17 protein-coding genes are annotated in these 19,789 nt (G+C 65.3%); 9 read left to right on the forward strand and 8 right to left on the reverse strand.

Annotated elements, in window-relative coordinates:
* Nucleotides 1-44: 44 nt before the first annotated feature.
* A complete protein-coding gene (locus LB547_RS16115; protein WP_140763042.1) occupies nt 45-3,698 on the reverse strand; it encodes a hypothetical protein in 3,654 nt (1,217 codons plus the stop codon).
* Nucleotides 3,699-3,708: 10 nt separating this feature from the next.
* Nucleotides 3,709-5,688: a hypothetical protein gene (locus LB547_RS16120; RefSeq protein WP_411909470.1), complete on the reverse strand. Its 1,980-nt coding sequence runs from the start codon at nt 5,686-5,688 to the stop codon at nt 3,709-3,711.
* A gap of 591 nt (nt 5,689-6,279) precedes the next feature.
* Here LB547_RS16120 and dnaK point away from each other — a divergent pair.
* The 9 genes from dnaK to LB547_RS16165 all read left to right on the forward strand — a co-directional run bounded on the left by dnaK (nt 6,280) and on the right by LB547_RS16165 (nt 13,707).
* Nucleotides 6,280-8,196: a molecular chaperone DnaK gene (gene dnaK / locus LB547_RS16125; protein ID WP_140514198.1), complete on the forward strand. Its 1,917-nt coding sequence runs from the start codon at nt 6,280-6,282 to the stop codon at nt 8,194-8,196.
* Nucleotides 8,197-8,409: 213 nt separating this feature from the next.
* Nucleotides 8,410-9,540 (forward strand): molecular chaperone DnaJ, encoded by a 1,131-nt coding sequence (gene dnaJ / locus LB547_RS16130; RefSeq protein ID WP_140491627.1) that lies wholly within the window; start codon nt 8,410-8,412, stop codon nt 9,538-9,540.
* Nucleotides 9,541-9,750: 210 nt separating this feature from the next.
* Complete coding sequence (gene pmtA / locus LB547_RS16135; protein ID WP_140625262.1) at nt 9,751-10,356, forward strand: phospholipid N-methyltransferase PmtA; 606 nt, start codon at nt 9,751-9,753, stop codon at nt 10,354-10,356.
* 222 nt (nt 10,357-10,578) lie between these two features.
* Nucleotides 10,579-11,175 (forward strand): NADPH-dependent FMN reductase, encoded by a 597-nt coding sequence (locus LB547_RS16140; RefSeq protein WP_140582725.1) that lies wholly within the window; start codon nt 10,579-10,581, stop codon nt 11,173-11,175.
* Nucleotides 11,176-11,186: 11 nt separating this feature from the next.
* On the forward strand, nt 11,187-11,885 hold the full coding sequence (gene pyrF / locus LB547_RS16145) for an orotidine-5'-phosphate decarboxylase (protein ID WP_140491636.1): 699 nt from the start codon (nt 11,187-11,189) through the stop codon (nt 11,883-11,885).
* Nucleotides 11,886-11,914: 29 nt separating this feature from the next.
* Nucleotides 11,915-12,202 carry a DUF1330 domain-containing protein gene (locus LB547_RS16150; protein ID WP_140491638.1) on the forward strand — a complete coding sequence of 96 codons (288 nt, stop codon included), beginning with the start codon at nt 11,915-11,917 and terminating at the stop codon, nt 12,200-12,202.
* Between the two features lie 277 nt (nt 12,203-12,479).
* Complete coding sequence (locus LB547_RS16155) at nt 12,480-12,800, forward strand: ArsR/SmtB family transcription factor (RefSeq protein WP_140491640.1); 321 nt, start codon at nt 12,480-12,482, stop codon at nt 12,798-12,800.
* Entirely contained in the window at nt 12,797-13,261 is a 465-nt protein-coding gene (locus LB547_RS16160) for an SRPBCC family protein (protein WP_140491642.1), read from the forward strand. The genes LB547_RS16155 and LB547_RS16160 overlap by 4 nt, the downstream gene beginning before the upstream one ends.
* 29 nt (nt 13,262-13,290) lie before the next feature.
* Nucleotides 13,291-13,707 (forward strand): GFA family protein, encoded by a 417-nt coding sequence (locus LB547_RS16165; RefSeq protein ID WP_140763080.1) that lies wholly within the window; start codon nt 13,291-13,293, stop codon nt 13,705-13,707.
* Nucleotides 13,708-13,733: 26 nt separating this feature from the next.
* On the opposite strand, the gene LB547_RS16170 is transcribed toward LB547_RS16165, so the two are convergent.
* The 6 genes from LB547_RS16170 to LB547_RS16195 all read right to left on the reverse strand — a co-directional run bounded on the left by LB547_RS16170 (nt 13,734) and on the right by LB547_RS16195 (nt 19,732).
* A complete protein-coding gene (locus LB547_RS16170; protein ID WP_140763045.1) occupies nt 13,734-14,786 on the reverse strand; it encodes a D-alanine:D-lactate ligase-like protein in 1,053 nt (350 codons plus the stop codon).
* A 183-nt stretch (nt 14,787-14,969) separates the two neighbouring features.
* Nucleotides 14,970-15,851 carry an SMP-30/gluconolactonase/LRE family protein gene (locus LB547_RS16175; protein ID WP_140763048.1) on the reverse strand — a complete coding sequence of 294 codons (882 nt, stop codon included), beginning with the start codon at nt 15,849-15,851 and terminating at the stop codon, nt 14,970-14,972.
* Nucleotides 15,848-16,492 (reverse strand): 2-dehydro-3-deoxy-6-phosphogalactonate aldolase, encoded by a 645-nt coding sequence (locus LB547_RS16180; RefSeq protein ID WP_140524327.1) that lies wholly within the window; start codon nt 16,490-16,492, stop codon nt 15,848-15,850. The genes LB547_RS16175 and LB547_RS16180 overlap by 4 nt, the downstream gene beginning before the upstream one ends.
* The gene (locus LB547_RS16185) at nt 16,492-17,463 is read right to left on the reverse strand and encodes a 2-dehydro-3-deoxygalactonokinase (protein WP_140763051.1); all 972 of its coding nucleotides are present in this window, start codon (nt 17,461-17,463) and stop codon (nt 16,492-16,494) included. Before LB547_RS16185 ends, LB547_RS16180 begins: the two co-directional genes overlap by 1 nt.
* Nucleotides 17,460-18,227 (reverse strand): SDR family NAD(P)-dependent oxidoreductase, encoded by a 768-nt coding sequence (locus LB547_RS16190; RefSeq protein ID WP_140662524.1) that lies wholly within the window; start codon nt 18,225-18,227, stop codon nt 17,460-17,462. Before LB547_RS16190 ends, LB547_RS16185 begins: the two co-directional genes overlap by 4 nt.
* A 155-nt stretch (nt 18,228-18,382) precedes the next feature.
* The gene (locus tag LB547_RS16195; RefSeq protein WP_140491655.1) at nt 18,383-19,732 is read right to left on the reverse strand and encodes a putative bifunctional diguanylate cyclase/phosphodiesterase; all 1,350 of its coding nucleotides are present in this window, start codon (nt 19,730-19,732) and stop codon (nt 18,383-18,385) included.
* Between the last annotated feature and the right edge of the window lie 57 nt (nt 19,733-19,789).

A 19,789-nucleotide genomic window follows, 5' to 3' on the forward strand; every position in this document is an offset into this window, starting at 1 on the left:
CGGGATTCCTCCGGCGGGGTTTCCGATGTGCCTTCAGGCGATGGTTACTGCTGCTGGAGATTCAGGATTCTGTTTGGAGCCGTATCCTGCTGCTGTTCGGACTGCGGCCTGCGCCGTGGCAGAACCTGCTGCAGCAGCATGCCCGGGTTGAGTTCCAGCGAGGGCTGCCCGCGCACCGGCCTGCAGTTTGGATAACGGCCGATCATGCCTTCCGGGCAACGCCGCCTGAAGATCGGCTGGCACTGGCCGTTGACCATTTGCGAGCCCGGCGCGCATTCGCTCTCTTGCCTGGACCGGCGGCATGCGCCGTCGATCACCCGGGTTCCACGCGGACAGACACACTCGCCGCGCTTGTTGTGGATCTGGCCGCGAATGTCGCACTGCTCCACATCGGGCTGCTTGCGCCGGCACACTCCATTGCGCAGCTCGGTCCCCCTCGGGCAGACGCAGTCGCCGTCCGCGCCGTGGACCTGGCCACGGATGGTGCACTGCTCGGGCTTCGGCCTGTCGCGTACGCAGGCGTTGGCATCCCGATCGAGATGCGTGCCCTTGGGGCAGGTGCAGCCATGGCCGTTCGATGTCGGCACCGATCCCGGTATCGCGCAGCCCGGCCTGGATGTCTTGACGCAGGCGCCATTCTCCAGCTCGGTCCCGCGCGGACAGACGCAGCGTCCATCCTCTGTGCGGACCTGGCCCTCGAGCAGCACGCAACGCTTTGGCTCCTTCGGCGGGATGATGACGCCGCCGGACGAGCACTGGCCGTTGCGATAGGTGGTGCCTTGCGGGCAGACGCACCGGCCGGCGTCGTTCATGACGAAGCCTGCCGAGCATTCCTTCTTCGTCTCATGGCTGATGGCGAAGGGATGGCAGGCATAGGCCTTGCCGCGATCGGCTTGGGTGTTGGCCTGGTCGCGGGAAAGCACATCGCCCCCGCCCTGCACCCGCGTATGGGGAGAAAGCACGCCGACGCAGTTCTGGCCGTTGACGCTGCCTTGCAGATTGGCCAGGCGGCCGTCGTCGGGGATGACCACGGTGACGTGGTGGACGCGGCTTTCGCCAGCGCCAAGCGTCAGGTCTGCGATGCAGGACGCAGGCAAGGCCGCCGGTTCCGGCGAGCAGCCGAAGGCCGGCTCGATCGAGGTGATCGCGACGCCTTCCAGCCGGCCGAGGCCTTCGACGCCGATCGCATCGCCGATGCGGACAGGGCCGGAAAATTCCGCCGAGCCGTCGTTGGTGATGGTGATCTCGAACGAGCAGGGTTCTCCGGGCCGGCACTCGCGGTCGCCGGTCTTCTCGACGCGGATGGACGAGACCCCGCCGCCCTTGGCGCAGGCCCGGCCGACCGGATGGACGACGTCCTCGCCCTGCGCCGGGCCGTAGGAGCCCCGCGCGCAATTCTCGAACTCGCCGTTGGCCGAAACCGTCACGTCGAAGTGCCTGCTGGTTCCGGGTGTCATGACGGCGCCTGGAATCTGGCACGCCAGCGTGTCGGCCGGAACCGGCCCGCATGCCCATTCCGCGCCGTCTGATGTGACGGTCTGGATCTGGACGGGCGCGCCGCCCGCCACCAAAGTGGCGGCATCGTTGACCCGCACCGGACCGGTGGGGGCAGCCGTGCCGGCATTGCTGACGGTGATGCGGCAGGAGACGAAAGCGGCACCCGCCAGCGAACCGCCGCATGTCTTGGTGATACGCAGGACAGGCTGGCCGCCATTGGGACGAGGGATGCGTTGCTTGGCGCAGGCCCGGTTGTTGGTGAGGTCGGTTTCGCCGGGGATCGGTTTCACCTCGGCGCAATTCTCGACCGTGTCCGACCGGTAGCCGGCCGGCACCACCGCCTTGACGACGATCGCCGTCAAAGCGCCCGGCGGCAGCGAGATGCCGGCATTGTCGCAACGGAACTGGCCGGGGCCGTTCGGACCGCATGTCCAGGGTGGGCTCGGGCCAAAGGTCGAGGAGGCCGGCGCGCCCCCGGGATAGGTGTCGACCACGGTCAGCGGCCCGTTATAGGTCGAGGTGCCGTTGTTGATGATGTCGATGACGAAGCTGCACACGCCATCGGCGGTGCAGGCTTCCGCGCGGGCACGCTTTTTCAGGATCAGGTCGGCCTTCTTCTCGACCGGCGGCCGGCAGTCGCGATCGCGATCGCCACGCCGGCAGATCGGGATCGAGGCGCAGCCACGGGCGTTGGCCTGGCTGCCGAACAGCGGCTTGCCGCTGGCGGCATAGTTATAGGTGGCACAGTTGCGCAAGCTGCTGCCTTGCCAGCCGCCAGCCGGCTTGAAGCCGAACTCCAGGTCGATGAAAGCCCCCGGATTGAGCGTGGTCACCGGATGGGTGCACATCATCGGGGTGGCGCGGGGCACACAGGTCCAGGGCGGATTGGGTCCCGAATCGAGCGTCGAGCCCGCCGGCAGCGTCACCTCGTCGAGCACGATCTTGCCGTTGTAGGGCGCGTCGCCGACATTGGTGACCCGGATGCTGAAGTCGCAGCCGCCGCCCATCGTGCAGCGCGTGACATCGGCGCGTTTCTCGACCTTCAGGTCCGGTTCCCTGTCCTTGGGCGGACATCTCTGGTCGCGCGGGATGACGATGTCGTTGGTCTGCGTGCAGCAGAGCCCCCAACCCTCTTTCGGCCCGGCATAGGTCTCGATGCCGGTGACGACGAGGTGGATGACGTCGCCGGGCGAGGCGCCGACGATCTTCCAGTTCAGCACACCGCCGCCGGCCGGCACCTTCTGTGTGTCGGGGACGATGGTGATGCCTGGCGTGGCGGTCGAAAGCTGCACCCACCTGCCGCCCATCTCGGGGCCGACAGGCATATGGTAGATGAACGCGCCGCCGCCGGGCACGCAGTCGACCGTGCCGCGCTCCACCTTGAAGCATTCCTTGCCCGGAGGCGGCGGTGGTGGCGGATTGCACTTGGTCAGGTCGATCCGGATCGAGGTTTTTTCGCCGGTGAGAAAATTGCCGTCGTCCGGCTTGCCCGGATCCTGCGACGGGATGATGGTTCCCGTGCCGGTGCCGACGGTGACTTTGACCAGGCCCTGATTGTCGACCGTCGCCGGCGCGGGGAACGCCGCGTGGTCGATCCTGGCGGTGATACGGAAAGTGATGACGCGTTCGTCCGGTGCGCCCGAGCCGTCGAGGTCGGAAGCGGAAATCCGGAAATCCGAAACCGTTGCCGTGTCGTTGGGGCCGGCCGAATTGCTGATGACGGCGCCAGGCAGAGGTCCGCCGGACGCATCGGTGCCGTCACCGGAGACCTGCATGTTGACGATCTGCAAGCCATGCGGGAGCTGGTCCTTGAAGTCGAGCCGGACCGTCTGCAGCGAAGCCGCAAACCCCGGGCTGGCGAAGCCTTGCGGTGCGCCGCGCAGGCCGAAGCTCAAAGTGTAGAAGACATAGTCGCAGCTTCGCTGGCCGCCGGTCTTGGTGAAGAACGGCACGGCTCGTCCGGGCTCCGGATTGATGATGCGCGGATTGTCGAGCTTGAATTCCTTATCCGGGCTGGCGGCCTGGACAGTCTTGGCCGGAGCCGTGCCTTCGGCAAGTGCCGGCAGCGCCGGCAGCATGGCGACCGCGATACCGGCCGCCACCAGCCAGCGCGCAGCGCGCCTGGCAAAAGACAGGCGCCTCGTGTTCATGACGGTTGATTTGTCGGCGACGCCCAGCGGGGAGAGTGCGAGATTGTTCATCGTCCCCTCCTCAACGGTCGCAGCTGACGGCTGGCGTTCTGAGCGGCAAGGTCATCTTGCAGCAAGGGTAGTAGCCGCCCTTGTCCTTGTCGGACTTCCTGTAGAAGCAGAGTCCGACATCGACCGTGTCGCCCGGATCGTGGCCGGTGATGCCGATCGTGTATGGCTTGCCAGGCACATGCGACATGGGCGAGGTCACCCCGACGCCTGGCGTCCTGGATTGGGCTTTGATCGAATCGCCCCCGAGGCCGGCATGGTCATGGAGATAAAGGTCCGCCTCGAGCCCGCGCGGTGTGCAGAAATACCTGACATCGTCGACATCGAGACAAGGGGGCAGGTTGCCGGGCGGTTGGAAGTCCGGCGGATAGAACGGTGGCAGATAGCCGCCCGGGATTTCCTCATAATAGCCGGCGCGGCCCTCGCAGGGATGCCAGACGGCGACGTCGCCGACATGGCCTTCCACTTCCGGGTCCTCGAAATAGCCGTCGAAGTCGACGAACCGGGAGCCGAAAGGCGGCACATTGGCCGGCTTGACCAGCTCCCTGGGCGTGATCTGCACGCCATGCACGGCGAGCGGCCCGCCAGCGGCGAGCCGCTCGGCAAGAGCCGGATTGTCGCGCAATTTATCGCCGGTGTTGACCAGCGTCCGGGTGCAGGCCGACGTGTCGAGATCGCCCTCGGCGTCGTAGCCATATTGCAGGTCCAGCCCGCCGGCCGACTGCCTGAAACCTTGCGGGAAGCCGACGGCATATTCCTGCGGCGCTTCCACCCAGACCGATTCCGTTGCCGGATCGTCCGGGTTTTCGCTGAAGTAGCGGATGACCTCGCCCTTGCCGGAATCGGCGAGCTGGCTGTAGTCGTAGCGGTTCTCGACCGGGCCGCGCTGGGCCAGGTACATGAAGCCGCTATCGTCGAAGGCGATGTCGGTGACGGCGTAGTCCTTGTCGGCCTTGACCGTCAGCTCCCAACGGGGATCGCCGGCGAAGCGGCCGTCGCGGGCAATGCCCACCGACCAGATCTCGGCCTTCTCGCCGACGGAATAATAGAGCCGGCCGCCATGATAGGCGACGGCCCAGACACGGCGCTCGTCCTGGGTGTAGCCCCAGGTCTCGGGGTCTTCCGTGTCGAAGGCCGCGCCCTGTATGTCCATGACGGCGCCATCGTCGGTGACCGGAGCCAGGCCATGCGCCGGGCGCCCGGCGACGCCATGGTCGAACGTGTCGACCAGCGCGCCATTGGCGTCGATGCGATGGATCAGACCGGTATCGAGGTCGGAGGCGAAGACTTGGCGGTGGATGGGGTCGAAGGTGAGATTGCCGATGCCGGGCCCGCTGTTGGTGTCGATGTCGGCGAATTTGGCGACCTGGCCGGTGATGCCGTCGACCTTCCAGATGGTGCCCGGCCGGCCGCCGTTCTCGGTGCCGAACTGGCCCTCCATGAAGGCAGCGCCTGCCATGCCGCGGTGCTGCCGCTCCGGACGGCCGTCATCGTCGGCGTCAGGCGTGACGATGCGGATGCCGTGCAGCGAGGTGGCGCCGGCATAGAGATTGGGAACGCCTGACGGGGCGCCATCGCGCATGCCGTCATCATAAGTGAGGCCGAACACCTGGCCGATCTGGCCTGATGTCACCTCGAAAGGCGGCGGCGTGTAGACGAGCTGGCCGGAGGCCGGCCCGCCCAGGCTTGAAACGTCGAAAACGCGCAAGGTGGCGCGCGCCGTGTCGATGAAGGTCTCGTCAATCGGATCGACGCCGGGCGGCAGGCCCCCCTTTTCGGAATCTGAAGAGTCGAAATCGGGAATGACGGTGCCGGAAAATCCGGTGACCGCCATCGAGCCGGGATAGATGATCCGGGTTTCCTGCGCCCGCGCGGGGCCGCCAAGCCATAGGCCGGCGGTCAGCGCCAGGACAAGAAAGGCGCTGGCGGCCTTCGCCACGCCGCCCAAACGGCCGGCACGAGAGGGCGCGAACCGGCGGTGATCGCGAGACATGGAACTCCCCCCGAAGTCTAACGGAGAACCAACCGATCCTGCCGCGCAAACCAGCGCAAGGCGCGGCGTTCCAGCACGTTCGTCCCCGATCGAATTGTCTGCTTTCCTCATAATTACGATACGCCTGCTCCTGTGCAGGGTCAACGGAACCAGCGGAAAGCCAAGCGCATCGACCCTGTCGCGAAGACGATGGTCGCGCCGAGCTCCTGTTGGTCGGGGAGGCCATGGCGTCCCTGGGGTGCTGGTCATGGTGGCTCCCTTTCCCGTGGCCGCATCATGCGGCGCCTGAGCGTCAGTCGCACGCGGAGGCGGAAAGGTTCACTGTGGGGCCCGGCTATTCTTTCAGACGCCGCGAAGCGGGCGGACGCGATGCCTCGGGCGCAGGCGTAATCGGGCCGTTTCGCCATCCGCTGTCGAGGATGGTGGAAGCCTTGCGCAGAATGCTTGCGCCCGATGCCGCCTGTTCTTATATACGCGCCAAGCCGTCCAGCGCCGCAACAGCGGTTGCCGAACGGGATTTCTTGTGAACAGGGGCTTTCGTCGGAACGCCTTACGGGTCCTGAGAGCCTGCTTAGCGGAGAGACTAGAAAAATGGCAAAAGTAATCGGTATCGATCTCGGCACCACCAACTCCTGCATCGCCATCATGGACGGCAAGGAGCCGAAGGTGATCGAGAATGCGGAAGGCGCGCGCACGACGCCTTCCATCGTCGCCATCTCGGGCGACGGCGAACGTCTCGTCGGCCAGCCGGCCAAGCGCCAGGCGGTCACCAATCCTGAAAACACCATCTTCGCGGTCAAGCGCCTGATCGGCCGCCGCTATGACGATCCGGTGACGGAAAAGGACAAGAAGCTTGTCCCCTACAAGATCGTCAAGGGCGACAATGGCGATGCCTGGGTCGAGGCCGGCGGCAAGAAGCAGTCGCCCAGCCAGATCTCGGCCATGATCCTGCAGAAGATGAAGGAAACGGCGGAAGCCTATCTCGGCGAGAAGGTCGAGAAGGCGGTCATCACCGTTCCCGCCTATTTCAATGACGCCCAGCGCCAGGCGACCAAGGACGCCGGCAAGATCGCCGGCCTCGAAGTGCTGCGCATCATCAACGAGCCGACCGCGGCTGCCCTCGCCTACGGCCTCGACAAGAAGGACGGCAAGACCATCGCCGTCTATGACCTTGGCGGCGGCACGTTCGACATTTCGGTGCTCGAGATCGGTGACGGCGTGTTCGAGGTGAAGTCGACCAATGGCGACACCTTCCTCGGCGGCGAGGATTTCGACATGCGCCTCGTCGAGTATCTGGCGGCCGAGTTCAAGAAGGAACAGGGCATCGACCTGAAGAACGACAAGCTTGCCTTGCAGCGCCTCAAGGAGGCTGCCGAGAAGGCCAAGATCGAGCTGTCGTCGACGACGCAGACCGAGATCAACCTGCCGTTCATCACCGCCGACGCCACCGGGCCCAAGCACCTGACGCTGAAGCTGACGCGCGCCAAGTTCGAAAGCCTGGTCGAAGACCTCGTCCAGCGCACCATCGATCCGTGCAAGGCGGCGCTCAAGGATGCCGGCCTGAAGGCGGGCGAGATCGACGAAGTGGTGCTGGTCGGCGGCATGACCCGCATGCCCAAGATCCAGGAAATCGTGAAGCAGTTCTTCGGCAAGGAGCCGCACAAGGGCGTCAACCCCGATGAGGTCGTCGCACTCGGCGCCGCCATTCAGGCCGGCGTGCTGCAGGGCGATGTCAAGGACGTGCTGCTGCTCGACGTGACCCCGCTGTCGCTCGGCATCGAGACCCTGGGCGGCGTGTTCACCCGGCTTATCGAGCGCAACACGACGATCCCGACGAAGAAGAGCCAGGTGTTCTCGACGGCTGAGGATTCGCAGTCGGCCGTGACCATCCGGGTCTTCCAGGGCGAGCGCGAAATGGCCGCCGACAACAAGGCGCTCGGCCAGTTCGACCTGGTCGGCATTCCGCCGGCCCCGCGCGGCGTGCCGCAGATCGAGGTCACCTTCGACATCGACGCCAACGGCATCGTCAACGTTTCGGCCAAGGACAAGGGCACCGGCAAGGAGCACCAAATCCGCATCCAGGCCTCGGGTGGCCTTTCGGACGCCGACATCGAGAAGATGGTGAAGGATGCCGAAGCCAATGCCGACGCCGACAAGAAGCGGCGCGCGCTGGTCGAGGCCCGCAACCAGGCCGAGGCGCTGGTGCATTCCTCGGAGAAGTCGCTGAAGGAATATGGCGACAAGGTCTCGGAAGCCGACCGCACGGCGATATCGGACGCGATCGCGGCGCTGAAGACCGCTACCGAGGGTGACGACGCAGCGGAAATCGAAGCCAAGAGCCAAGCGCTCGCGGAGGCTTCGATGAAGCTCGGCCAGGCCATGTACGAGGCCTCGCAGAAGGAAGCGGCGGAAGCCGATGCCAAGGCGGACGCCGCCAAGGACTCGGATGTGGTCGATGCCGATTTCGAGGAAATCGACGAGGACGACGACAAGAAGAAGTCGGCCTGAACCGGCTGACGGCAAGATAAAGCGGAAAGCCCGGCGCAAAGCCGGGCTTTTTTGCAACCCTGGCAGAAAAAGTGCGGAAAAAATCGTCGAAAAACACGAACAGCTCCGCACCGGCCCTAGCATCCGGGCTGCGCCGATCCTAAATCGTGGCAACGTGCCGGCAAACGACGCAACACTGCATGAAGACGTTGAGCATCCGGACAGCGGGAAAAAATGAAAGCTGATTTCTACGAAACGCTGGGCGTGCACAAGGGTGCCGACGACAAGGAACTGAAGAGCGCTTTCCGCAAGCTCGCCATGCAGTTCCACCCCGACCGCAATCCGGGCGACCATGCCTGCGAGCACAAGTTCAAGGAAATCAACGAAGCCTACGAGACGCTGAAGGATCCGCAGAAGCGCGCGGCCTATGACCGTTTCGGTCACGCGGCCTTCGAGCAGGGCGGCATGAACGGCGGCGCACACGGCTTCGGCGCCGGCGGCTTCGCCGACATTTTCGAGGACATTTTCGGCGACATGATGGGTGGCCGCCAGCGCCGCTCTTCCGGCGGCCGCGAGCGCGGCGCCGACCTGCGCTACAACATGGAAATCTCACTGGAAGAGGCCTTTGCCGGCAAGACCGCGCAGATCCGCGTGCCGGCCTCGATCTCCTGTTCGGAATGCTCGGGAACCGGCGCCAAGCCCGGAACCCAGCCGGTCACGTGCTCGATGTGCAACGGCCACGGCAAGGTGCGCGCCACGCAAGGCTTCTTCTCCATCGAGCGCACCTGCCCGCAATGCCAGGGCCGCGGCCAGACGATCAAGGATCCGTGCCCGAAATGCGCCGGCCAGGGCCGCGTCACCGAGGAGCGGTCGCTGTCGGTCAACATCCCAGCCGGCATCGAGGACGGCACCCGCATCCGGCTTGCCAATGAGGGCGAAGCCGGCTTGCGCGGCGGGCCGTCGGGCGACCTCTACATCTTCCTCGCGGTCAAGCCGCACGAATTCTTCCAGCGCGACGGCGCCGACCTCTACTGCAAGGTGCCGATCTCGATGACGACTGCCGCCCTTGGCGGCTCGTTCGAGGTGACGACGCTGGACGGAACGCAGACCAAGGTGAAGGTGCCGGAAGGCACCCAGAACGGACGCCAGTTCCGCCTCAAGGGCAAGGGCATGCCGGTGCTGCGCCAGCCCAATGTCGGCGACCTCTACATCCAGACGGCGGTCGAGACGCCGCAGAACCTGTCGCGCCGCCAACGCGAGCTGCTGGAGGAATTCGAACAGCTCTCCTCACAGGACAATTCCCCCCAATCGAGCGGCTTTTTCGCCCGCATGAAGGACTTTTTCGAGTCGTTCGGCGAGCGTTGATCGACGGCCTGTGCGCGTGTGGCTTGCCTTGCCGGTGTCGGCGCTGCGCCTCACCTGCCGGGCGGCCAACACGCGCCGTGAAAACCGCAGTAGGCGCGCATTTTTAGACGCGACGAAAACTATCTTATCCACGACATAGGCATGACCCTGCCTTGCCTTGGGCGGCTTAGGTGTTAAGTAGCTCTCAGGGGAGCGCTGAGGAGAGCTTGCATGACACGTGGTCCGGGACTGCGGAAGGCGCTTGCCGAAAAGTTCGATGACGAGCTGAAGTTCTTCAAGGGCTGGATCGACAAGCCGAAGACGGTCGGCTCGATCGTGCCGACCAGCTCCATCACCGCCCGCAAGATGGCTTCGATCGTCGACCCGAAGTCCGGTCTGCCGGTGCTCGAGGTCGGGCCCGGCACCGGCGTCATCACCCGCGCCATCCTGGCCCAGGGCGTGAGGCCTGAAAACCTTTACGCGGTCGAATATTCCACCGACTTCGTGCGCCATCTGCGCCGGCTCTACCCCGGCGTCAACGTCATTGAGGGCGACGCCTTCAATCTCAACGCCACGCTTGGCGACAAGAGCGGGATGATGTTCGATTCGGTGGTCTCGGGCGTGCCGCTGCTCAACTTCCCGGTCGCCCAGCGCATCGCCTATATCGAAAGCCTGCTCGACCGCATTCCGGCCGGCCGCCCGATCGTGCAGCTGACCTACGGCCCGATGTCGCCGATCCCGCCCGGCCGCGGCGACTACACGGTCAAGCATTTCGACTTCATCATCCGCAACATCCCGCCGACGCAGCTGTGGATCTACCGGCGCGAGGCGCATTAGGGATTGCGAAGCCGACCGCGAATGTCTTCGAAAGTCGTCATCCTGCGGCTTGTCCCGAGGATCTGCCGCATAGCGGTATCAGATGCGGTGGGCATTGGGACGAAAATGTCTGACTTGGATGCGTTGGCAGATCCTCGGGGCAAGCCCGAGGATGACGCTTTGTCTGATCTGCATTGATTTGAGCGGGCTCTGGCTGTACCTGTCCGGGAACAAGGTTGGCCAATGGCAGTGATCCCAAAAATCCTCGTCTTTGCCGGCTCGGTCCGGGCCGGGGCCTTCAGTGGCAGGACCGCCGACGTGGCGCAGAAGGAACTTGCGGTGCAAGGCGCCGAGGTCACTCGCATCTCGCTTGGCGACTATCCCTTGCCGATCATGGATGAGGATCTGGAGAAGGAAAAAGGCGTCCCCGAAAACGCCCTGAAACTTGCCCGGATGATCATTGCCCATGACGGGCTGCTGATCGCCACGCCCGAGTATAACGGCTCCATTCCGCCGCTGCTCAAGAACACGATCGACTGGGTGAGCCGGGTGCGCAGGGATGGCGGCCGTGCGGTGAGGCCGTTTGCCGGCAAGGTCGCCGGCCTTAGTTCGTCTTCCAGCGGACACTTCGCCGGGATACGCTGCATCAATCATCTGCGCGCCGTGCTGGTGCGTTGCCAGATGGAGGTGGTGACGCCGGAATGCTCGGTGCCGGAAGGCGGCAACGCCTTCGACGAGGACGGGCGTTTCAAGGACGAACGACTGCACCGAACCATGGAGCACCTATGCCGCACGCTGATCGAAACCTCGCGCATGCTGTCGACCCGGGTCGAGCCGTGATCGCCAACGCCATGCAGACCGACACAATGCGCGAAAGGCTGATCGTCGGCCTCGACGTGCCGAGCTTGAAAGAGGCCGAGAAGGCGGTACGCGAACTCGATGGCGTCGTCTCCTTCTACAAGATCGGCTACCAGCTCGCCTTCGCCGGCGGGCTCGATTTCGCCAGGGAGCTCGCCAGCGCGGGCAAGAAGATCTTTCTCGACATGAAGCTGCTCGACATCGACAACACTGTGGCCAAGGGGGTCGAGAACATCGTCAAGATGGGCATGACCATGCTGACGCTGCATGCCTACCCGAAGACCATGCGGGCGGCGGTCGAGGCGGCGAGAGGCAGCGAGCTTTGCCTGCTTGCCGTCACCGTGCTGACCTCGATGGACGAACAGGACGTGATCGACGCGGGCTACGAATACGACCCGCACACGCTGGTGCTGCGGCGCGCGGAACAGGCGCTGCATGCCGGCATGGGCGGCATCGTCTGCTCGGCCGCGGAAACAGAGGCGGTGCGCCGCATCGTCGGGCCCGACATGGCGGTGGTAACGCCAGGCATACGCCCCGCCGGCAGCGACCATGGCGACCAGAAGCGCGTGATGACGCCGGCGGATGCCATCCGCAGCGGCTCCAGCCATCTGGTCGTCGGGCGCCCGATCGTCGCCGCGGCGGACAGACGCGCGGCGGCTGAAGCCATCCTCGACGAAATGCGCTCGGCATAATTTCCAACGAACGGCTTCGGAGAAGAAGGATGCCCAAGGGATACTGGATCGCCCGCGTCGATGTGCGCGACGCGGAAGGCTACAAGGATTATGTCGCCGCCGCCAAGCCGGCCTTCGAGCGCTTCGGCGCGAAATTCCTGGCGCGCGGCGGCGAGCATGAGAAGGCAGAAGGGGCCGGCCGCGCGCGCAACGTCGTCATCGAGTTCGAGACGCTTGCCGCCGCGCATGACTGCTACCATTCACCTGAATACCAGCGCGCCGCCGCCATTCGCCAGAAGGTCGCCGACGGCGAGATCGTGCTGGTCGAGGGCGTCTGAGGCTATCCCGGCCGGCATCAGTGCCGGCCGCGGCCTTTGCACGAGTCCTGAGGTTCACATCCCGCAGCCTGGCCCAGCAGGCGGCGCCCCGACCGGTTGTCTTTGAGCGACAACCGGCACAGTCGTTCGACAACGGCCACGACATGGCTGACGCATAATCCCTTTAGCAATCGCGTCCGAACAGCCCTTACACGGGGGTAATTTTGATGCCGGCCGATCGCGGGTTGACATGCAGGTATTTACCTGCATATTATGGCTTCACATCAGAGTGAACCCGATGGACGCGGACAAGGTTTTCAAGGCGCTGGGCGACCCGACACGCAGAAGGCTGCTTGATCTTCTGTGCGAGAAGAACGGGCAGACGCTGGGCCAGCTTTGCGAACATCTCGATATGGCCAGGCAATCCGCCACCCAACACATCGACCTGCTGGAGGCGGCCAATCTGGTGAGCACGGTCAAACGCGGCCGCGAGAAGCTGCATTTCATCAATCCCGTGCCGCTGCACGAGGTCTACGAGCGCTGGGTGCGCAAATTCGAACGCCAGCGGCTCAGCCTGCTGCATGACCTGAAACAGGAACTCGAAGGAGAAGACAAATGACCGCAGAGACGACCAGCTTTGTCTACGTGACCTACATCCGCTCGACGCCGCAAAAAGTGTTCGAGGCCATAACCAGGCCCGACATCGCACGGCGTTACTGGGGCCATGAGAACGTCTCGGACTGGAAGGCGGGATCGAAATGGGAACATATCCGCGCCAATGACGAGCGCACCGTCGAACTGGTCGGCAAGGTCGTCGAGATCTCGCCGCCGACCCGTCTCGTGATGACCTGGGCAAACGCTTCGCAGGCCGACGATCCGTCGAAACACAGCCGGGTGACGTTCGCCATCGAGGAATACGACACGATGGTGCGGCTGACCGTCAGCCATGACGAACTCGAAGCCGGCAGCGGCATGGCGAAGGGCGTCAGCCAGGGATGGCCGGCGGTGCTGTCCAGCATGAAATCCTTCCTGGAGACCGGCAGCGGCATCGATATTTTCGCCAAGCCGAAATCGGCTTGACCAGCAAATCCGACTGCGGGAAAACGACAATGACCAAACACTATAGCGGCGGATGCGCATGCGGTGCGATCCGCTATGAAACGAGCAGCGAGCCCATCTTCGAAAACCACTGCCAATGCCACGAATGCCAGAAGCGAAGCGGCACGGGCCACAGCTCCTACCTGACTTTCCCCCGGCGAGCCGATGTGATCATCACGGGCGAAGCGAGCACCTGGCGGGTGGCGGGCGACAGCGGCAACGAAAAGATCCACGCCTTCTGCCCGACCTGTGGAACGCCGGTCTACCTGACGCAGGTCGCAAGGCCGGACCTGATAGCGGTTCACGCGACCAGCCTTGACGATCCCGGCCAGTTCAATCCGCAGGTGGTCACATATGCCATCCGCGGCCGTGCCTGGGACAGGATAGATCCTTCCTTGCAGACATTCGAGCGAATGCCTTTGGGATAGCGTACGGCAGGCAATCTTGCCGCGCGCTAACGGGTCATCCGGTTCGCGGCGGTTTCGGCCATGGCGTCGGCGAGCTCCAGGTTCCATTGCGACCGGCAATAGGCGCGGAAATCGAAGCAGGGCAGGCCGGGGCAGACTTCGAATTCTATGAGGTGAACGGTGTCGTCGGGCTCGATGCGGAGATCGATGGAGAACACGTCGCGCAGGCCGAGCCCGCTCATCAGCCGTTCGGCGATCGCGCGGACTTTTGCATCGGCGACCGGCTGGCTTTCGGCGACCGGAAGCAGAAGCGGCTCGGCGTATTTGCCCGCCGCCTTCGCCGCCTCGCCGGTCTCGCCGTAAAGCGCCAGGCTGTCTTCCATGGTCTGGAAATCGCCGCCGGACTCGACGAAGGCGACGCCGAGCGCTTCGACGCCGGTGTCCGGCCTCAGGCCGAGGAAACTGGCGCGCGCATTGCGGCCGCCGACATAGGGCTGGACGACGGCGTCGTCGCGATAGGCGGCGAAAACACGCCGGCTAAGCTCCAGCGCGTGGCCGAGATCGCCGCAGCGCGAATCCGGCCAGATGCCGATCTTGGCGCCGAGCCGGTTCGGCTTGACGAACCAGCCGGCGGCGGAAACCGGCGGCTCGACCAGCCATTGTCCGTTGCGCGCCAGGCCGGCCTGCGGCGCAGGCAGGCCGAGCGCGCCGAGCACGGCGCCGGAGCGAAACTTGTCCTGGCAGAGCGCGAACAGCGAGTCCTCGGCGCCGATCGTCTTCAGGCCGTTCAGCCTGGCAAGCGCGGGCGCCGTGCCGCCTCGGAAATAGGCGATGCCGTCGGTCAGCGTCCAGACCAGCGTGGCCGCCGGATCGGCCTTGGCGAGCATATCGGCGGCATCGTCCAGCTCCACCGCTGCGAAGCCGAGATCGCGCCGTTTGAAGGCAGAAGCGAGGGCGTCGAATTCATGCGCGAGATCGGTCGATTGCGCCAGGTAAGAAACGATTTCGGCGGCACGCTCCGGCGCGTGGCCCTCGGCGAGGAGCCGCTCGAGGCAGGCCTTTTCCGGCTCGTGGACGAGGATCAGCCTGGGGCTGGACATGATATGATTCCCAGTGATGCAATTCCACACCATCGCATGGCGAAGACGTCAGGCTTTCGCGAAACCGACGCGGGCCGGACGCCTGCGTGACAGCCGGCCGAATGATCCCGTCAGACCCGGTGCATCGGGGTACCGAGACTCAAGTCAGGCCGAGCCGAAAAGGCCGGCATCACCTGAGGTGCCCTAGGCGATCAGCACGCGAGGCTCGAACCGGCCATTGACCTCGATGTCGAGGAGGAAGGTCATGCCGGCCTGCGGGTCGAGCTGGCGCTGCTTGTCGTCCTTGCCATGCCAAGCCGAGGTAACCGCCAGCCGGCTGGCGTTCTTGCCGACAAAGGCCGGGCAGGAAGGCTGCGTAACCGGCATGGCGATCGTGCGCACCAGCTTGCCGTCCGGGGCGTAGCCCTTGATCACCTTGCCGCCCCAGACGGCATTCCACAGGATGCCGTCGCGGTCGAGCACGGAGCCGTCGACGAAGCCCTTGGCCGACCGGTGATCAACGAACACCTTCGGCTCGCCCGCCGGCAGGCCGGTCGCCGGATCGCAAGCGACGCGCATCAACAGGCCGGTCGAGGTGTCGGTGTAATAGGCGAGTGCGCCGTCCGCGGAAAAACAGATCGAGTTCGACACGGTGATGTCGGAGAACAGCTTGCGCAATTCGCCCTTGAAGAACCAGTAGATCGCGCCGGCGCGCTTCTCCTCGCCCTTGCCCATCGTGCCGGTCCACAAAGCGCCGCAGGGATGGACGCGCGAATCGTTGGAACGGGTGACCGGATTGTCGGCCTCGACAGGCGTGTGCAGCGTCATCCTGCCCGTGGCGACGTCGCGGACAAAAAGCCCGGTTTCGGTGGCGATCAGCTGGCGCTTGTCGTCGATGATGGCGATAGCGCTGGCCATCCGGCCAAGCTCGTGCACCTGGGCCGCGCCGCCGGACAGGCGCATTTCCAGGAGATGGCCCTTGACGATGTCTAACCAGTAGAGCGTGTCTGTGGCGGGGTCGTAGCTCGGCCCCTCGCCGAGCTGGCAGACATGGTCGGAAAAAACCGAAACGATCGCTTCGCTCATCCTGCGTCTCCGCCGAACACCGCGTCCCAGGCCGTCACCGCCGCCTGGGCCCGCGCGGCCACGTCGTCGACGCTCATGCCCGGCTTGAACAGGCTGGAACCAAGCCCGAAAACCGTGACGCCGGCGGCCTTGTAGCCGGCAAAGTCCTTCTCCGAGACGCCGCCGACCGCGCCAACCAATGTCGAAGCCGGCAGCACCGCGCGGATGGCGGAAATGCCCGACGCGCCGAGCACGCTGGCCGGGAAGAATTTCAGCGCCGAGGCGCCGAGCCGGATCGCCAGGAAGGCCTCCGTGGGCGTGAACACGCCGGGCATGGTGACCATGCCGTATTGCATGGCGCGTTCCATCACCTCGGCATCGATATTGGGACTGACCAGCAGCCGGCCGCCGGCTTCGTGCAGGCCATCGACATCGGCTGGCGTCAGCACCGTGCCGGCACCGACCAGCGCGGCCGGCGGCAGCGCCTTGAGGATGGCGGCGATGGACGCGAACGGATCGGGTGAATTGAGCGGCACCTCGATCGCCTCGATGCCGGCATCGAAGACCGCCTGGCCGATCGCCACCGCCTCGGCAGGCTTGAGGCCGCGCAGGATGGCGACCAGCCCGCGCTTGAGCTTCGGGAACGCAGCGGTCTGGTTCATCAGGCAACTCCGGTTCTGGCGATCATGCCGTTTTCGCGCGCCGCCTCGACCAGGCCGGCGCGCACCGCCTCATCCGCGTCGACGGTCCGCACGCCAAGCCCGGCAAGGCCAAGCGCCTGCCGATAAAGCGCCGCGAGCGCGCCCGAGGCAATCAGCACCACCGATATGGCGCCCGCAGCCTGGCGGCGCCTCGCCGAGGCGATCTCGCCGCCGATCAGCAGGCCCGACAGGCAGGCCGCGGCATCGTCGGCCTTCATGTCCTGGAGCAGACCGGCGGCGCGGATCGAGAAGAGTTTTGCGGTGACGTCGCCACCTTCGTTCAACGCCGCATCACACCAGCGGCGGAAGAAAAGGTTCTCCGGATCGACCGGCTCGGGATGCTCGCCGAGCGAATGGCGCAGGATCGAATGCGCGGCCAGCACCGAGAACAGCTCGCCGGTCGGCCATGTGCCGAAGCCGGCAACGGCGCCGTCCTTGACCAGAACCCATTTCGAATGGGTGCCCGGCATGCAGACGATTTCACGCCCCTTTGCCGGCAAACCGGCGCCGGCAAGCTGCGTCTCCTCGCCGCGCATGACGTCTGGCGCATCGGCCAGGCGTTGGGCAAGGCCGGGCACGATACGAATGTCGCGGCTCTCCCCCGGGATGCGGGCCGCGCCGGCCAGGATGGCGCCGATCGGCGCCGGCACGGTGACATAGGGCGCTTCGAGCCAGCCCTGGCGCGAGCCTGCCATGCCGCAGATGATGACGGGCAGCGTTTCCGGCGCGCCCATGGCGGCGAGATGACCCTCGAGAACCCGGGAAAAGCCCTTCTCGCGCGCGGTGATCAGTCCGTCGTCGCCGCGACGCTCGGCAAGCACCTTGCCGCCGCCGTCGATCAGCCAGGCACGAAGCCGGGTCGTGCCCCAATCGAGCGCCGCGACCGCCGGCACATTGCCGACAAATCGGGGGCCGGCAAACCCGGGGCTCACAGGAAACCTCCGTCGACGATCAGCATTTGCGCGGTCAGCATGCGCGAGGCGTCCGAGGCCAGGAACAGCACGGTGCCGACCAAATCGTCCGGCCGCATGACGTCCTTGATGCACTGCTTGGCGACATGAGAGGCAAGCGCCTGCTCCGTCACCCAGCGTTCCTGCTGCCGTTCCGTGATGACCCAGCCGGGCGCGACGGCGTTGACGCGGATACGGTCGGGCCCGAGCTTGCCGGCCAAACCCTTGGTGAGGCCGAGTATGCCCGCCTTGGCGGCGGTGTAGGCCGGCATGTCGGGGTGGTTGATCAGGTAGGAGGTCGAGGTGAAATTGATGATCGAGCCGCCGCCGGCCCGCTTCATGCCCGGCGCCACCGCCTGCGCGGTGAAGAAATGCGGTCTGAGGTTGATCGCCTGGTTGTTGTCCCAAAACTCCACCGTCACGTCTTCGACGGCGTGGCGTTCGTCCCAGGCGGCATTGTTGACCAGCACGGTGACGTCGCCATGCGCTTCGGCCGCCTTCGCGGCAGACGCCCGGAGCGCTTCGATGTCGCGCAGATCGGACTTGAGGTAGAGCGGCCGGCGGCCGAGCTCTTTCTCGATGCGGTCGGCAAGCGCGGTGCTGGGCTTGTCGGCGATGTCGACGAAGGCGACCTTGGCGCCCTGGCGCATGAAACCCTCGGTCAATGCCGCGCCGATGCCGGAGCCGCCGCCGGTGATCAGCACCGAAGCGCTTTCGAGGTCGGCAAAACGTGCCGATGGCATCATGGTTTTCGTCTCCCGGGTTGACCGGCGCGCATCCTAGCCAGACCGGTCCGGCGGGCAAGGGCGAAAAGACGGATTTTCCGGCTTATGTCTGACAAAAAGCCTGGAGGTCGCGCGCAGGCACGGCACGGCCTCGATCGAACGGGCCAATCGCCCGTTCAGATCGCCTTGGCGCGCAGGGCGCCGCGGAAGGAATCGCGGAGATAGCCGAGCGTGGCGTCGGCATCGGCCGGCTTGCCGAACAGATAGCCCTGCCCACCGGCGCAGCCGAACTGGACGAGCCGGTCGGCCTGCGCCTCTTCCTCGATGCCTTCGGCGACGACATCCATGCCGAGCCCTTCGCACATCGCGAGAATGGCGCGGATGATGTGCTCCGACGGGCGGTCATCGAGAATGGAGGAGACGAAGGCGCGGTCGATCTTCAACTTGTCGAAATGGAATTCGCGCAGCCGCCCGAGCGAGGACTGGCCGGTGCCGAAATCGTCGAGCGAGACGCGGATGCCGACGCGGCGCAGGTCCTCGACGATCTGCGCGGCCGAGGCCGGATCGTTCATCAGGCCGGTCTCGGTAATCTCGATCTCCAGCCGGCGCGGATCGAAGCCCGTACGGTCGAGGATCGCCAATATGTGCAGGCCGGTGTTCTGGTCGACGAGCTGCGAGGGCGACAGGTTGAACGACAGGAACAGGTCCTTCGGCCAGCTTCTCGCCGCCTCGGTCGCCTTGCGCAGCACTAGCTGCGACAGCGGGCCGATGATGCCGCGCTCCTCGGCGATCGGAATGAAGACGGTCGGCGGCACCGAGCCGAGATCGCGGTCGGTCCAGCGCGCCAGCGTCTCGAAGCCGATGGTGCGGCGCGTGGTGAGGTCGACGATCGGCTGGAAATGCGGCTCCACCTCGCCGGCCGAGACGGCGCGGCGCAGCGCCTGCTCGATGCGGGTGACGCGCTTGGCCGCCTCTTCCATTTCGCGGGTATAGACGACGACCCGGCCGCGGCCGGATCGCTTGGCATGGTAAAGCGCCGTTTCGGCCTTGTTGATGAGGATCTCGGTGGTCTCGTCGCCGGAATAGAACAGCGAACAGCCGACGGAGGCCGACAGCCTCGCCGTGCGTTCGCCGACATCATACGGGGCCGACAGGATTTCGATCAGCATGCGCGACTTTTCGGCGGCCGCCTCCTCGCTGAACACCAGCGGATAGAGGAAGGCGAATTCGTCGGCGCCGATGCGGCAGACGGTGGAATGGCCGTCCATCGAGGCGCGCAGGCGCATCGCCACCTGGATCAGGATGTCGTCGCCGGCCTTGTGGCCGAACAGATCGTTGATCGGCTTGAATCCATCAAGGTCGAGAATGCCGACGGTGAAGGGCGCGGGATCGTCGGCACGGTCGCTGATCAGGCGATCGACCTTGTCGAAGAAGCGGCGATGGTTGCCAAGCCCGGTCAACGGATCGGTGAATGCCAGATCCGTGCTCTCCCTGTTTGCCTGACCGGTGCCAAACGAAGTTTGCATCGGTGTCCCTGTTTCTCGAAGTCGGAATTTATTTCCGAGACTGGCAGCAAACCCTTT

This window comes from Mesorhizobium sp. B264B1B, from assembly GCF_020165765.1.
Lineage (GTDB): Bacteria > Pseudomonadota > Alphaproteobacteria > Rhizobiales > Rhizobiaceae > Mesorhizobium.

What these genes read in the sequence shown, in the direction of transcription:
- LB547_RS16150 (WP_140491638.1), top strand. Translation starts at nt 11,915, where the DNA reads ATGCCCAAGGGATACTGGATCGCCCGCGTCGATGTGCGCGACGCGGAA.
- LB547_RS16160 (WP_140491642.1), top strand. Translation starts at nt 12,797, where the DNA reads ATGACCGCAGAGACGACCAGCTTTGTCTACGTGACCTACATCCGCTCG.
- dnaJ (WP_140491627.1), top strand. Translation starts at nt 8,410, where the DNA reads ATGAAAGCTGATTTCTACGAAACGCTGGGCGTGCACAAGGGTGCCGAC.
- LB547_RS16170 (WP_140763045.1), bottom strand. Translation starts at nt 14,786, where the DNA reads ATGTCCAGCCCCAGGCTGATCCTCGTCCACGAGCCGGAAAAGGCCTGC.
- dnaK (WP_140514198.1), top strand. Translation starts at nt 6,280, where the DNA reads ATGGCAAAAGTAATCGGTATCGATCTCGGCACCACCAACTCCTGCATC.
- LB547_RS16140 (WP_140582725.1), top strand. Translation starts at nt 10,579, where the DNA reads ATGGCAGTGATCCCAAAAATCCTCGTCTTTGCCGGCTCGGTCCGGGCC.
- LB547_RS16165 (WP_140763080.1), top strand. Translation starts at nt 13,291, where the DNA reads ATGACCAAACACTATAGCGGCGGATGCGCATGCGGTGCGATCCGCTAT.
- LB547_RS16195 (WP_140491655.1), bottom strand. Translation starts at nt 19,732, where the DNA reads ATGCAAACTTCGTTTGGCACCGGTCAGGCAAACAGGGAGAGCACGGAT.
- pyrF (WP_140491636.1), top strand. Translation starts at nt 11,187, where the DNA reads ATGCAGACCGACACAATGCGCGAAAGGCTGATCGTCGGCCTCGACGTG.
- LB547_RS16190 (WP_140662524.1), bottom strand. Translation starts at nt 18,227, where the DNA reads ATGATGCCATCGGCACGTTTTGCCGACCTCGAAAGCGCTTCGGTGCTG.
- LB547_RS16120 (WP_411909470.1), bottom strand. Translation starts at nt 5,688, where the DNA reads ATGTCTCGCGATCACCGCCGGTTCGCGCCCTCTCGTGCCGGCCGTTTG.
- pmtA (WP_140625262.1), top strand. Translation starts at nt 9,751, where the DNA reads ATGACACGTGGTCCGGGACTGCGGAAGGCGCTTGCCGAAAAGTTCGAT.
- LB547_RS16115 (WP_140763042.1), bottom strand. Translation starts at nt 3,698, where the DNA reads ATGAACAATCTCGCACTCTCCCCGCTGGGCGTCGCCGACAAATCAACC.
- LB547_RS16155 (WP_140491640.1), top strand. Translation starts at nt 12,480, where the DNA reads ATGGACGCGGACAAGGTTTTCAAGGCGCTGGGCGACCCGACACGCAGA.
- LB547_RS16180 (WP_140524327.1), bottom strand. Translation starts at nt 16,492, where the DNA reads ATGAACCAGACCGCTGCGTTCCCGAAGCTCAAGCGCGGGCTGGTCGCC.
- LB547_RS16175 (WP_140763048.1), bottom strand. Translation starts at nt 15,851, where the DNA reads ATGAGCGAAGCGATCGTTTCGGTTTTTTCCGACCATGTCTGCCAGCTC.